This is a genomic window from Enterobacter sp. NFIX59 (assembly GCF_900113755.1).
Taxonomy (GTDB): Bacteria; Pseudomonadota; Gammaproteobacteria; order Enterobacterales; family Enterobacteriaceae; genus Enterobacter; species Enterobacter pseudoroggenkampii.
Window position 1 is genome coordinate 194,585 of sequence record NZ_FOQN01000001.1, and the last position, 13,270, is coordinate 207,854.

The window sequence follows — 13,270 nt, forward strand, 5'->3', positions numbered from 1 at the left end:
ATGACGGATAAAGCCTCGAACGTGAAAGTCACTGTGGAACAGGTGTTGAGCGCGAGAGAACAGCGAGCCCGTCGCCAGCAGGCGTGGCTGTTTCAGTCAGAACATACGGTTATATCCGTCACGCTGGTCTGGCCGGGGGAGGTGAAGGATACCGACCTGGCCAGACGGGTGATGGCCGTCGCGAATCAGGCGCTCGGCGAGGTATTCCGTACGCATCAGTGGACGGTCTGTCGGCATCAGATCCTGCAGCCGGTCACGGGGCCAGAAGCGCTCTGGTCGGTGTCGGCACCCGCGTGGATGATAAAACACGTCACGGCGCATCTGGAAGATAACCATCCTCTGGGACGCCTGTGGGATATCGACGTGTTTTGTCCGAAGACGGGACTGTTGAAAAGAAACGCCATCCAGCAGCCGATGCGCCGATGCTTTATCTGTCATGAACCCGCTCATGTCTGCTCTCGTGCCCGCCGTCATTCGCAGGCCGAACTCACGCGCGTAATCGAGGCGTTAACCGATGACTACTTCGCTTGCCAGATGTAATGCGCCAGAGGTTCAGCGCACCTTCGCTGAGCTGGCTACCGAGGCCATGTATCGGGAAATTCGCTTAACCCCGAAGCCGGGTCTGGTGGATCGCGTAAACAGCGGGGCGCATCGCGACATGGATTTTGCGCTTTTCATAACGAGTATCGCGGCGATTGCGCCCTGGTTCTCGACGTTCTTTAACGTTGGCAGAGAGACGGCTCATCTGACTGGCCCGCAAACGATGCGGGCCATAAGACCGACCGGTCTGGCCTGCGAGCAGGCGATGTTTGACGCCACCGGCGGGGTGAATACCCATAAAGGTGGGATCTTCTCTCTGGGGCTGCTGTGTGCCGCGGCGGGACGTCTGACGCAAAGGGATGAAATGCTTACGCAGCGCAGCTTATGCCGCGAGACCCGCATTATCTGTACCGGCATCGTTGAACAGGAGCTGAAAACGACCGGTATCGCCAGAACGAAGGGCGAGCAGCAGTTCCAGACATACGGGTTTACCGGGGCGAGAGGGGAAGCGGCCAGCGGTTTTATCACCGTTCGCCAGGCGGGTCTCCCGCACCTGCGCACCGCGTCAGGTCAGGGCGAATCCGAAGACGTGGCGCTCTTGAGAATGCTGCTGGGTTTGATGGCGGCGAATCCGGATACCAATCTGGTTTCCCGAGGCGGAATTGAAGGGCTGAATTATGCCAGACGTTATTCAAGGCGATTATTAAAAATAAAACGTCTCACGGCGGATAAATTAGTTATCGCGCTGCTCAGAATGGACGCGGAATTTATCAAACGCAATTTAAGCCCCGGCGGTAGCGCCGATCTTATTTCCGTTGGCTGGTTATTGTCGCAATTTCCACCCGAGTAATCGCGAATAGCGTAACAGGAAAACGTCATGATTGAACAACGCCTGCAGCAGCTCAGTAAGGGTTATACCCTTGTTCTGGTCCCGGGTCTCAGAGACAGCGATGAACATCACTGGCAAAGCTGCTGGGGGCGGCGTTTTTCCTTCTGGAAACGGATCCAGCAGAAAAACTGGTTTGAGCCCGATATCGAAAACTGGGTCTCCGCCATTACCCGCGAGCTGGCAATGTGCCCGCTGCCCGCCATCCTCGTCGGCCACAGCTTTGGCGCGCTGGCGTCATGTCGGCTGCTGCAAACGCGGCGGGTAAACGTCGCCGGGGTGGTGATGGTCGCACCGGCTGAACCCGCTTTTTTCGGCCTCGAAGAGGTCATTCAGCCAACGCCATTACCCGTCCCCTGCATGATATTTGCCAGCCGAGACGATCCTCTGATGCCTTTTGCACGCGCTCACTACTGGTCAACGTGCTGGCGCGGCCATCTCATCGATATCGGTGAGGCCGGACATATTAATTCTGAGTCCGGTTTTGGCGAATGGCCTTACGGACTCGAACGATTAACCGAATTTTGTGAACAACTTTAGCTTTAACAGGAGAACCTATGTTAGATGATTATCATCAGCACCAGAAAGCGCGCGCTGAATCGGGTATTCCGGCGAAACCGTTAACAGCGGAACAAACCGATGCACTTATTTATCGTTTAATAAATGATGCGCCCGCGCATCATTCGCTATTAATCGATTTATTAACCCACAGCGTCCCGCCGGGCGTCGATCCTGCGGCAAAGCTCAAAGCCGATTTTTTATTCAAGGTGGCATTGCAGGAATACCGTGTTAACGGGCTTTCTCCTGAAGCGGCTACGACGCTGCTGGGGTCCATGCAGGGGGGCTATAACGTCCAGCCGCTGATTGAGCTCCTTGACCATCCGAACCTGGCACCGCTGGCCGCTGAGCAGCTCTCTTCTACCATCCTGATCTTTGAAAAATTCAGCCAGGTGGAAGCCAAAGCGCAGAGCGGCAACGTCCGGGCAAAAGAGGTGCTTCACTCCTGGGCAAATGCCGAGTGGTTCACGCGCCGCCCGGCCATACCTGGAAAAATTACCCTGAAGGTGTTTAAGGTTCCCGGTGAGACCAATACCGACGATTTGTCTCCGGCACCGGAGGCGTGGTCACGTCCTGATATTCCGCTGCACGCGCTCTCCATGCTCAGTAACGTCAGGGAATGGGTAGCACCTGATGAACCCGGCGTACGTGGCCCTTTGCACCAGCTGGCAGAACTCAAAGCGTCGGGCTGGCCGCTGGTGTACGTCGGTGACGTCGTGGGGACCGGATCCTCGCGTAAATCCGCCACCAACTCCATCCTGTGGCACATCGGCAACGATATTCCGTACGTGCCGAATAAACGTAACGGTGGGTTTGTGTTTGGCGGCAAAATCGCGCCCATTTTCTTCAACACGCTGGAAGATTCCGGTGCGCTGCCAATAGAGATGGATGTCTCCGCGCTGACGACCGGGATGCTGATCGATCTTTACCCGTACAAGGGCGAAATTCGTGAGACAGAAAGCCAGCGGCTGGTGATGACCTTTACCCTTAAAACCGAAGTGCTGCTGGACGAAGTACGCGCCGGCGGGCGGATCCCGTTGATTATCGGACGCAGCCTGACCGCGAAAGCGCGGGAATCGCTGAAGCTTGGGCCTTCCGCGGTATTCCGCACGCCCGCTTTGCCTGCGCCATCCGAAACCGGCTTTACGCTGGCACAGAAAATGGTGGGTAAAGCCTGCGGCGTGGCGGGGATCCGCCCCGGGCAGTATTGCGAGCCGAAGATCGCGACCGTGGGATCGCAGGACACCACCGGCGGGATGACGCGCGACGAGCTGACCGACCTGGCCTGCCTCACGTTTTCAGCCGACCTGGTGATGCAGTCTTTCTGCCACACCTCCGCCTACCCTAAGCCGGTAGATGTGCAACTGCATGAAACCCTGCCGCAGTTTATCACCCGCCGGAATGGGGTGGCGCTCAAGCCGGGTGACGGCATTATCCACTCGTGGCTTAACCGCATGCTGCTGCCGGATACGGTAGGCACGGGTGCCGACTCCCATACCCGCTTCCCGCTGGGGATCTCCTTCCCGGGCGGCTCCGGGCTGGTGGCATTCGCCGCGGCAACCGGCATCATGCCGCTGGATATGCCTGAGTCGGTGCTGGTGCGCTTCAAGGGCGAGATGCAGAAAGGGATCACCCTGCGCGACCTGGTGCATGCCATTCCGCTCTACGCCAGAAAGCAGGGGCTGTTGACGGTCGAGAAAAAGAATAAGCGTAACGTTTTCTCGGGCCGGATCCTTGAAATTGAAGGCCTGGAAACGTTAAGCGCAGAGCAGGCGTTTGAACTGGCTGACGCCTCCGCCGAACGCTCCGCTGCCGCGTGCGTTATGCGCCTGGCGGAAGAGAATGTCGCGCAATATCTGCGTTCCAATGCGGCCTTGCTGCGCTGGATGGTTAAGCAAGGGTATGAGAATGCCGCCACGCTTGAGCGCCGCATTGCTGAAATTGAGGCGTGGCTGGCTAACCCGTCACTGCTCTGCGCCGATCCTGACGCGGAATATGCGGCAGTCATTGAGATCGATCTCAATGAAATCACCGAGCCGGTGGTCTGTGCCCCGGACGATCCGGACGATGCCCGGTTACTTTCGGAGGTTGCCGGCACCCCTATTGAAGAGGTCTTCATTGGCTCCTGCATGACAAACATCGGTCATTTCCGCGCTGCGGGGAAAATCATGGCCGGTGCCAGCGAAAACCAGGCGCGCCTGTGGCTCGCACCGCCGACAAAAATGGATGCACAACAGCTCTCCCGGGAAGGCTATTTTAATCAGTTTATTAAATCCGGGGCGAGAATCGAGCCTGCGGGCTGTTCCCTGTGCATGGGGAACCAGGCGAGGGTGCGTGAGGGGAGCAACGTAGTATCGACGTCCACTCGAAATTTCCCGCATCGTCTGGGAACAAATGCGAAAGTGTTCCTTGCCTCAGCTGAATTAAGCACCGTCGCTGCCATACTGGGTAAAATGCCAACCGTGGAAGACTATTTTAGCTATACGGATAAACTTCACGATGCGCATGAAAATATCTATCGCTATCTCAGTTTTGATACCCTGACCGAATATCAATTCAAAGAGAGTGATAATATCGATATTGTTAGCGTGTGATTTTTAGTTATTCATTTGGCAAATGTATTTAATCGGCGGAGGCCTCTTTCTGGTGCGGCCTCTGCTATTCAGGGACCCTTTTCTCATGGGTGAGATATGCTTAAATCCAATGTTTTAAAAACAATCTTACTTGCCGTAATAATATTACTATCAATATTTATTCCTCCGCCTGATGGATTAACCAAAGAGGCGTGGATACTGGCAGGCATATATCTGTCTGCTATCGTTGGGCTGGTCATTAAACCGTATCCCGAACCCGTCATTATGCTGGTCGCGGTGGCATTAACCTGTTTTACCGTAACAAAATTCCCGGATTCTCCTGTCAAATCAATGGATGTCCTGAGCGGATACGCCTCAGGTACAACCTGGCTGGTGTTTAGCGCCTTTACGCTTAGCGCGGCGTTTGTTACTACCGGTCTGGGGAAACGCCTTGCCTACTGGTTTATCCTCAAGTTTGGCAGCACGACGCTGAGGCTGGGGTATGTGACCGCCTTGCTGGATTTGGTGCTGGCGCCGGCGACCCCCTCAAATACCGCGCGGGCAGGTGGCGTGGTTTTCCCTATTATTAACAGTATCGCGACGGTATTAGGCTCAACGCCAAAAGAGACGCCGTGCAGGGCTGGCCGTTATTTAATGGTCAATGTCTATATGGTGACTAAAACGACCAGCTATATGTTTTTAACGGGCTTTGCCGGAAACGCGTTAGCGCTACAGCTAATTTCCGATATCTTCCATGTTCATATTAGCTGGATAGGCTGGATGCTGGCGGGAGCACCATTGGGGTTATTGATGCTGTGTATCATTCCCTATATTTGCTATCGCGTTGCCTCCCCGGAAATTAAAAAAATTGATAATGTCGCTATTGCTACCAGCGGCTTGCAAAGCCTCGGGGCAATGAGCCTCAAAGAGAAGGGCCTGGTCGTTATTTTTATCGCTGCATTATTGGGCTGGATCTTTTCTCGTCAGCTTGGGCTCAATGAATCCGCCGTCGCCATTATCGCGATGGGGGCAGCTCTGCTGTTTAATATTATCGGCTGGAGCGATGTGCAGAAAAACAAAGGTGGCTGGAATACCCTTATGTGGTACGGGGGCATCATCGGTCTGAGCGCCACGTTGAGCAAGGAGGGATTTTTCCGCTGGCTGGCTGATTTCCTCTCAGCGCACCTCGATTTTCTCAGCGCGGGGAATATGACCATCGTTATTATCGTGTTTCTCAGCGTACTGGTTCGCTATTTCTTTGCCTCCGGCGGGGCGTACGTCGCGGCGATGGTGCCGGTCTTTGCCACCGTGGGGCTGGTTACCGGAACGGCACCGGTTCTGCTTGCTCTCGCCATTCTGTTTTCCAACTCCTATGGGGGTTGCATCACGCATTATGGCGGCGCAGCGGGGCCGATTATCTTCGCCGCGGGGTACAACGACATCAGGTCATGGTGGACTATCGGCACGCTCGTGGCGTTGTGCACGTTTTTAATCCACATGTTCCTCGGCATTCCCTGGTGGGGCTTCCTGATGCAGCACGGCATGCTGCAGTCTTAACGGATGAGGAGATGGTGAAACGCAGGCCGGGTAAGGCGTCGCCGCCACCCGGCAACATCACTGCTCAGACGGGGTAGTAAACAACTCGAGCGTAATTAATGTATCGAGATGCCTGTTAAACGCGGCCTCGTCCATTTCGGGCATGTTTAAGATATACATCCCGTCAAGACCACACACCAGACCAATCAAGCGCCAGGCAATATTTTCTGCCCGATCGCCTGGACGCAATGCCCCGGCCTTCGTTCCTGCTTTGATTAGCGCCACCGTTTCCTGATGCCACATCTCCATGGTCATCACATAGGCGCCCTTGATGTCGGCATCACGGCTGGCAAGGATCTGGGCTTCACGCCACAGGCGAATATAGGGCTCAAACCTCCCGTCATCGCTGCCGAGCATGGCATGAAGCTGCTCCCGCCAACCGGCCTGTTTACCCGCGACATCCGCATCCAGCAGCTCGCGAATCAACCGTACGAAGGCCAGCGATTTTAACTCCCCGCCGGAGGTAAAATGATGGTGAACCTGTCCGGTGGCGACTCCGGCTTCAGCCGCAACGCGGCGGACCGTCATTGCCGCCAGTCCTTCTGCCAGCGCCACGCGCATGGCGGCCTGTAAGATGGCTTCCCGCCGTTCATCCTTGCTCAGATATCGCATGTTTACTCACTCTCAATGGGAACGAAACGAGTGTAACAAAAAGCTGGACATGCGTTCAACTTTACGTAGGATCTCATCCTGGACATGTGTCCATGTTTTAAAAGAAAAGGAAATTTATGTTTCGTCAGTGGTTAGCGTTAGTGATTATCGTGCTGGTGTATATCCCGGTGGCGATCGACGCGACGGTGCTGCACGTGGCGGCGCCGACATTGAGCATGACGCTGGGTGCCAGCGGCAATGAATTGCTGTGGATCATCGATATTTACTCGCTGGTGATGGCGGGTATGGTGTTGCCTATGGGCGCCCTGGGTGACCGTATCGGTTTTAAACGGCTGTTGATGATTGGCAGTACGCTGTTTGGCCTGTCATCGCTGGCGGCAGCGTTTGCCCCGTCAGCAGGGTGGCTGATTGCGGCGCGCGCCTCGCTGGCAATTGGTGCGGCGATGATTATTCCGGCTACGCTGGCTGGGATCCGTACGCTGTTTATCGACGCGCGGGATCGTAATATTGCGCTCGGCGTCTGGGCGGCGGTCGGTTCCGGTGGGGCGGCGTTTGGCCCGTTGATTGGCGGTATGCTGCTTGAGCATTTTTACTGGGGATCGGTGTTTTTAATTAACGTGCCGATTGTGCTGGTGGTGGTTTCGCTGGCCGCGCGTTTTGTGCCTCCTCAGCACGGCCGCCCGGAGCAGCCGCTGAATATTAGCCATGCAATTATGCTGATTGTGGCGATTTTACTGCTGGTCTACAGTGCGAAAACCGCCCTGAAAGGCGCGCTGTCACCGTGGATAGTCGCGTCCGCGCTGATTACCGGCTCGGTACTGCTGTTTATCTTCGTGCGTATTCAGCTCCGCGCTCGCGTACCGATGATCGACATGCGTCTGTTCTGCCATCGCATCATTTTGAGCGGCGTGGTGATGGCGATGACCGCCATGATTGCCCTGGTCGGGTTTGAGCTGCTGATGGCCCAGGAGCTGCAGTTTGTTCATGGCTTTACGCCGTTTGAAGCGGGCATGTTCATGCTGCCGGTGATGGTCGCCAGCGGGTTCAGCGGGCCGATCGCGGGCGTGCTGGTCGGGCGTTTGGGGCTACGCATTGTCGCGGCCGGCGGAATGGGGCTCAGCGCCGTCAGCTTTATCGGGCTGTCGATGCTCGACTTCAGCACGCAGCAGTGGCAGGCGTGGGGGCTGATGGTGCTGCTCGGCTTCAGTGCCGCCAGCGCGCTGCTGGCCTCGACCTCGGCAATTATGGCGGCCGCGCCGAAGGAGAAAGCCGCCGCCGCGGGAGCAATTGAAACCATGTCCTATGAACTGGGCGCCGGGCTGGGGATCGCCATTTTTGGTCTGCTGTTGACCCGCAGCTTCTCGGCGTCGATTGACCTGCCGCAAGGGCTGAATGCCTCGCTCGTCGATAAAGCCTCGTCATCCATTGGTGAGGCGATGAAGGTGGCGCAGGATCTGACCCCGACGCTGGCGGAATCGGTGATTGAGGCGGCGAAAAGCGCGTTTATCACCTCGCACAGCGTGGCGCTGGGCAGCGCGGGCGGAATGCTGCTGCTGTTGGCAGTGGGGATCTGGTTCAGCCTGGCGAAGGTCAAACCGCAGTAAATTGCGAAGTAATACAGGGCGCGCGGTTGGCGCGGGCGGGGCAGATGGGCTATGTTTTTTACAGGATTATCTGACTCTTGCTGGAAAATATGAGCCTTCACCACAGCAGTGAACCGTCCCAACCGCTCTCCCGGTTAACCCTGCTTGCAGGGGGGGCGCTGGGCGTCGTTTTTGGTGATATCGGCACCAGCCCGCTTTATACCTTTCGGACGGTACTTTCGCTCTCTGAGCATGACCCTACGCCCGGCGTCATACTGGGCCTGCTCTCGCTGATTACCTGGACACTCATCCTGGTGACATCCATAAAATATGCCGCCTTCGCCATGCGAATTGATAATCATGGCGAGGGGGGCATCATGGCATTAATGTCGCTTCTGGTGGAGAAAGGCAAAGGCGGGCGCTGGGTCATTTTTGCCGCCCTGATTGGCGCAGCGTTGATTTACGGTGACGGCGCGATCACCCCGGCCATCTCCGTGCTTTCCGCCCTTGAAGGACTGGAGATGGTGATCCCTGAGTCCCAGCCGTACATCTTACCCCTCACGGTTGCGGTGTTGCTGGCGCTCTTCCTGATCCAGCCTTTTGGTACCGCCCGCATAGGGAAGATATTTGGCCCGGTGATGGCACTGTGGTTCCTGGCGATTGCGGCCCTGGGCGTGCGGGGGATCGTTCAGCACCCCTCGGTACTGTTGGCCCTTAATCCTGCTTACGGCATCGCGTTTTTGTTTTCGAACGGGTATACCAGTTTCCTGGTCCTGGGGGGCGTTTTTCTCTGCGTGACGGGGGCCGAGGCCCTGTATGCAGACATGGGGCATTTTGGTAAAAAGCCGATCTGGCTTGCCTGGTACGGTATCGTCTTTCCTTCGCTGCTGCTCAACTATGCTGGCCAGTCAGCGCTGATTCTGGCCGGTGCCGACAGCAAGCAAAACCTTTTCTACACGCTCTGTCCGCCTGTTCTCCAGGTTCCGCTCATCATACTTGCCGCGCTGGCGACGATCATTGCCAGTCAGGCGATTATTACCGGCGCGTTTTCCATGACGCGCCAGGCCATTCAGCTTGGCTGGTTACCCCGGTTACGCATCAAACAGACGGCGGCAGAAAGCTACGGTCAGATTTATATCGGGATAATAAACTGGCTGCTGATGGTGGTGACCATCGGGCTGGTGGTGTTCTTTAAATCCTCCGATAAGCTTGCCGCGGCGTACGGCATCGCCGTGTCGTTAACCATGCTGATGACCACGGGGCTGTTGTTTGTGGCGATGCGGGAAGTGTGGTGCTGGAGCCGGGTCAGCAGCGCGCTTATTGCCCTCTGTTTCCTGGTGATTGATGCCACCTTCTTGTTTGCCAATCTAATTAAAGTCCTGGAGGGCGGCTATATCCCGCTGCTGATGGCCGCAGCCATTTGTACGGTGATGCTAATCTGGCACCGCGGCGTTAAGGCGGTCTCCGCATCGGTGGGCGAGAAGGGCGTCAGCGTGGATGCGTTCTTTGCCCAGCTTCAGCAAAAGACGGTGCCCAGAGTGGTAGGCTCTGCCGTGTTTTTGACCCGTACACAGAACAATATCCCACCGGTCATGCGCTGGCATGTCGCGCGAAACCGGGCGCTACAGCAGGATGTGTTGTCGCTGACCATTGATATACTCAATGTGCCCTATGTGGGGGAAGAGCAGCGTATCAGGGTGGAACAGCGCGCGCCGGGCTACTGGCACGGCGTGGCGCAATATGGCTTTATGGAACACCCGGACATTCCGCGTTTGTTGCAGGGGGTCAGCGAGATTAACGCGCTTTTTGCCACGGATGATGCCACCTGGTATGTCGGGCATGAAACCATTGTGGCAGGCGAAGGCGGGGCCGGTATGGCGGCCTGGCAACGGCACATTTTTGCCTTCATGAAGCGCAACTGCACGCACGTCATCAACCACTACCACCTTCCCAGCGATCGGGTGGTTGAAATCAGCCGGCGCGTTGCCGTCTAGCGTCGCGCGAAAGCAGGGGGCTGCTTTCGCGCCGTTCTAGCTCTCCTGGGCCGCGGACAGGACGCTGTGCAACAGCACGTTCGCCCCTTTCTCCGACCACTCCGGCAGGATCCTTTCCGCTTCGTTATGGCTGACACCCTTCACGCAGGGGATAAAGATCATGCTGGCGGGCGCAATTTTGCTCACATAGCAGGCGTCGTGTCCCGCACCGGAGACCATCGGTTTCGACGAATAGCCCAGTTCCGCCACGGCCTTCTCCGTACGAGCGAGGCATTCGGCATCAAACGCGATGGGCGCGTAGTCAAAAATGCGCTCAACGAGAGCCGACACGCCGCGCAGGCTCAGGCTTTCAGCCACCTTATGCAGCGCCGCTTCCATGGCTTCCAGAGCCTGCTGCGCCGGATGGCGAAACTCCACGCTGCATTCCACACGAGACGGCACGACGTTGCGCGAGTTTGGCGTAACCTTCGCCATACCGATCGTCGCGCGTCCGTCCGGCGCATGCCGATAGCCAATCTCTTCCACTTTCAATGCAAGCTCAGCGAAGGCGGTCAGCGCGTCACGGCGGCTGTGCATCGGCGTGGTGCCGGCATGGGCGGCAAACCCGTCCAGCGCCAGGGTAAACCAGCGCTGGCCCATTGCCGCGCGGACTGAGCCGATATCGATGGCCTCATCTTCCAGGATCGGGCCCTGTTCGATGTGCAGTTCGTAGCAGGCGTGAACAGGAAACTCGCGGGCAGGGGTTTCACCCCGGTAGCCAATGTTATCCAGCGCTTCACCCACGGTGATGCCATCGTTATCCGCGCGGGCATGGGCGTACGCTTTGCTAAACTGCCCCGTCCAGACCCCTGAAGCGAGCATGGCTGGCGCGAAGCGCGCGCCTTCTTCGTTGGTCCAGTTAACCAGCACGATGTCACGCTCCGTCTCAACGTGATGGTCATTGAGGGTACGCAGCAGCTCAAGCCCGGCCAGCACGCCGTAAACCCCGTCGTAGTTCCCGCCCAGCGGCTGGGTATCCACGTGCGAACCGGTCATGACCGGGGCAAGCTGCGGGTTTTTCCCCGCGCGGCGGATAAACATGTTGCCCATGCTGTCGACATCGCAGGTAAAACCGGCGTCCAGCGCCCAGTCGCGCAGCAGGTTACGCGCAACACGATCTTCCTCGCTCAATGCCAGACGGGTCACGCCACCGGCGGGCGTGCCGCCGATCTGCGCCATCATCTCAAGCGTTGACCACAGCCGTTCGGCGTTGACGCGGATCATGTCTTGTCCTTGCTGCTGCGGTAGCGGAAATCACAGCACGCACCGCCCTGCATAATGGTGGTGGTGCGGGTTAGCTCAACGTCCGGCGCATAGCCAACGATGAATTTTTCATCCCGCGCGCAGGAGAGCAGATGACCAATCTCGCCCAGCCCCATTTCATGATACATCTCCGCGTAGCGACAGCGGGTCACGTTGTAGTTGTACTGCTGGTCGTCGGCGTCGATCACCTTCACCTCCAGCGCGTTATCTTTCTCCCACAGATACTGCAGGGCGATAAAGCTCTTGATGTTCGCGCCGTTGGGTTCTTTGCTGGCAAATGCTTTACCAGCGTCAATCGCGGCCTGCTCAATGGCCTCGCCAATCACCGCCTGGGCGCGGGCTTTCCCTATCTCGCGCACCAGGATTTCATAAATTGGCTTAATAATTTCTGCTTCAATTTTGCGGCGGGCGAGAATGCCCAGCTCGTTATTATCACTCATCACATTGCCTCGCTGCGTTACTTCGCTTTTGCGCCGCCCAGCACGGTCTGCGGCTGCCATTTGCCGTCGACCACCTTGTAGACCGTGAACGACGGCGATTTCAGGTTGCCCTCTTTATCAAACGCGATCTGTCCGGTGACGCCGGAATAGCTGATGGCGCGCAGGGCAGGCAGATACGCGGAAGGCTCAACGGAGTCTGCTTTTTCCATTGCCGCAACCAGCACGCGGGTGGCGTCATAGGCGAACGGGGCGTGCAGTTCGATATGGGTGTGGTAGCGGGACTGGTACGCCTGTTCGAATGCCTTTCCACCCGGCATCTGGTCAACGGGCAGACCCGGCTCCAGCGCCACAACGCCTTCGCCTTCTTTCTGCGCCAGCTTGAGGAACGTCTGGCTGACGAATCCGCCTGCGCCCATCAGCGTGGCATTCATGCCCAGCTGTTTGATGCGACGCGCCAGCGGTGCGGCCTGGCTGTCGACGCCGCCGAAGAAGATCAGATCGGCGTTTTTACTGCGGATGGCGGTCAGTACGGCGCTGAAGTCCACCGTTTTGTCATCCACGTACTGACGATCGACAATTTTCACGCCCTGGGCTTCAAGCGATTTAATAAATTGGTCTGCAAGCCCCTGACCAAATGCGGTACGGTCGTCGATCACCGCAATGCGTTTGGCTTTCAGGGTATTCACCGCGTACTGACCGGCGAGCTGGCCGCCGTCATCGTCGTGTCCCATCACGCGGAAGCTGGTATCAAAACCTTGTTGCGTATAGGCGTGACCGGTCGCGACCGGTGCGACCTGGGCGATGCCCGCATCGTGATAGACACGTGCGGCAGGAATGCTGGTACCGGTGTTCCAGTGACCGACGACGCCCGCCACGCCGCTATCCACCAGACGCTGCGCGACGGCCACGGCGGTGCGCGGGTCGGACTGATCGTCTTCGGACTGCAGTTTGAAGGTCACCGCTTTGCCGCCGATGGTCGGGTGCTGCTTGTTAATGTCGTCAATGGCCAGCTGCGCGCCGTTCTCCAGATCTTTACCGATACGGGCAGACGGGCCGGTGAGCGGGCCCGCGAGACCGATAATCACGGTTTCACTGTCAGCGGCCCACGTCGCCGTCGAGGCAAAGCTGCCGAGGAGGATAGCGGCGCTGAGCGCACTGATTTTTACTGTTTTCATTGTATTTCCCT

General features: G+C 57.4%; 11 protein-coding genes. 7 read left to right on the forward strand and 4 right to left on the reverse strand.

The window, feature by feature from the left end; all coding sequences use genetic code 11:
• From citX to BM007_RS00960, 5 genes are all read left to right on the forward strand, one after another.
• Positions 1–540, forward strand: coding sequence for a citrate lyase holo-[acyl-carrier protein] synthase (citX, locus tag BM007_RS00940; RefSeq protein WP_090416797.1), 540 nt, complete (start codon positions 1–3; stop codon positions 538–540).
• On the forward strand, positions 515–1,390 hold the full coding sequence (gene citG / locus BM007_RS00945; protein ID WP_090416799.1) for a triphosphoribosyl-dephospho-CoA synthase CitG: 876 nt from the start codon (positions 515–517) through the stop codon (positions 1,388–1,390). The genes citX and citG overlap by 26 nt, the downstream gene beginning before the upstream one ends.
• 27 nt (positions 1,391–1,417) lie before the next feature.
• The gene (locus tag BM007_RS00950) at positions 1,418–1,966 is read left to right on the forward strand and encodes an RBBP9/YdeN family alpha/beta hydrolase (protein WP_090416801.1); all 549 of its coding nucleotides are present in this window, start codon (positions 1,418–1,420) and stop codon (positions 1,964–1,966) included.
• A 17-nt stretch (positions 1,967–1,983) separates the two neighbouring features.
• On the forward strand, positions 1,984–4,578 hold the full coding sequence (locus BM007_RS00955; RefSeq protein WP_090416804.1) for a bifunctional aconitate hydratase 2/2-methylisocitrate dehydratase: 2,595 nt from the start codon (positions 1,984–1,986) through the stop codon (positions 4,576–4,578).
• 96 nt (positions 4,579–4,674) lie between these two features.
• A complete protein-coding gene (locus BM007_RS00960) occupies positions 4,675–6,114 on the forward strand; it encodes an anion permease (protein ID WP_090416806.1) in 1,440 nt (479 codons plus the stop codon).
• A 57-nt stretch (positions 6,115–6,171) separates the two neighbouring features.
• On the opposite strand, the gene BM007_RS00965 is transcribed toward BM007_RS00960, so the two are convergent.
• The gene (locus tag BM007_RS00965) at positions 6,172–6,765 is read right to left on the reverse strand and encodes a TetR family transcriptional regulator (protein ID WP_090416809.1); all 594 of its coding nucleotides are present in this window, start codon (positions 6,763–6,765) and stop codon (positions 6,172–6,174) included.
• Positions 6,766–6,881: 116 nt separating this feature from the next.
• Between BM007_RS00965 and BM007_RS00970 the strand changes: the two genes are divergently transcribed.
• Positions 6,882–8,369, forward strand: a complete 1,488-nt coding sequence (locus BM007_RS00970) for an MFS transporter (protein ID WP_090416811.1) — start codon at positions 6,882–6,884, stop codon at positions 8,367–8,369.
• A gap of 89 nt (positions 8,370–8,458) precedes the next feature.
• On the forward strand, positions 8,459–10,342 hold the full coding sequence (locus tag BM007_RS00975) for a potassium transporter Kup (RefSeq protein WP_090418165.1): 1,884 nt from the start codon (positions 8,459–8,461) through the stop codon (positions 10,340–10,342).
• A 36-nt stretch (positions 10,343–10,378) separates the two neighbouring features.
• Here BM007_RS00975 and BM007_RS00980 read toward each other — a convergent pair whose 3' ends face one another.
• From BM007_RS00980 to BM007_RS00990, 3 genes are read right to left on the reverse strand one after another with little or no spacing between them, the layout of a single operon-like run.
• A complete protein-coding gene (locus tag BM007_RS00980; protein WP_090416813.1) occupies positions 10,379–11,605 on the reverse strand; it encodes a Zn-dependent hydrolase in 1,227 nt (408 codons plus the stop codon).
• The gene (locus BM007_RS00985; RefSeq protein WP_090416815.1) at positions 11,602–12,084 is read right to left on the reverse strand and encodes an L-2-amino-thiazoline-4-carboxylic acid hydrolase; all 483 of its coding nucleotides are present in this window, start codon (positions 12,082–12,084) and stop codon (positions 11,602–11,604) included. Before BM007_RS00985 ends, BM007_RS00980 begins: the two co-directional genes overlap by 4 nt.
• 17 nt (positions 12,085–12,101) lie before the next feature.
• Positions 12,102–13,259, reverse strand: coding sequence for a branched-chain amino acid ABC transporter substrate-binding protein (locus BM007_RS00990; protein WP_090416817.1), 1,158 nt, complete (start codon positions 13,257–13,259; stop codon positions 12,102–12,104).
• Positions 13,260–13,270 lie beyond the last annotated feature (11 nt).

What these genes read in the sequence shown, in the direction of transcription:
- citX (WP_090416797.1), top strand. Translation starts at nt 1, where the DNA reads ATGACGGATAAAGCCTCGAACGTGAAAGTCACTGTGGAACAGGTGTTG.
- citG (WP_090416799.1), top strand. Translation starts at nt 515, where the DNA reads ATGACTACTTCGCTTGCCAGATGTAATGCGCCAGAGGTTCAGCGCACC.
- BM007_RS00950 (WP_090416801.1), top strand. Translation starts at nt 1,418, where the DNA reads ATGATTGAACAACGCCTGCAGCAGCTCAGTAAGGGTTATACCCTTGTT.
- BM007_RS00955 (WP_090416804.1), top strand. Translation starts at nt 1,984, where the DNA reads ATGTTAGATGATTATCATCAGCACCAGAAAGCGCGCGCTGAATCGGGT.
- BM007_RS00960 (WP_090416806.1), top strand. Translation starts at nt 4,675, where the DNA reads ATGCTTAAATCCAATGTTTTAAAAACAATCTTACTTGCCGTAATAATA.
- BM007_RS00965 (WP_090416809.1), bottom strand. Translation starts at nt 6,765, where the DNA reads ATGCGATATCTGAGCAAGGATGAACGGCGGGAAGCCATCTTACAGGCC.
- BM007_RS00970 (WP_090416811.1), top strand. Translation starts at nt 6,882, where the DNA reads ATGTTTCGTCAGTGGTTAGCGTTAGTGATTATCGTGCTGGTGTATATC.
- BM007_RS00975 (WP_090418165.1), top strand. Translation starts at nt 8,459, where the DNA reads ATGAGCCTTCACCACAGCAGTGAACCGTCCCAACCGCTCTCCCGGTTA.
- BM007_RS00980 (WP_090416813.1), bottom strand. Translation starts at nt 11,605, where the DNA reads ATGATCCGCGTCAACGCCGAACGGCTGTGGTCAACGCTTGAGATGATG.
- BM007_RS00985 (WP_090416815.1), bottom strand. Translation starts at nt 12,084, where the DNA reads ATGAGTGATAATAACGAGCTGGGCATTCTCGCCCGCCGCAAAATTGAA.
- BM007_RS00990 (WP_090416817.1), bottom strand. Translation starts at nt 13,259, where the DNA reads ATGAAAACAGTAAAAATCAGTGCGCTCAGCGCCGCTATCCTCCTCGGC.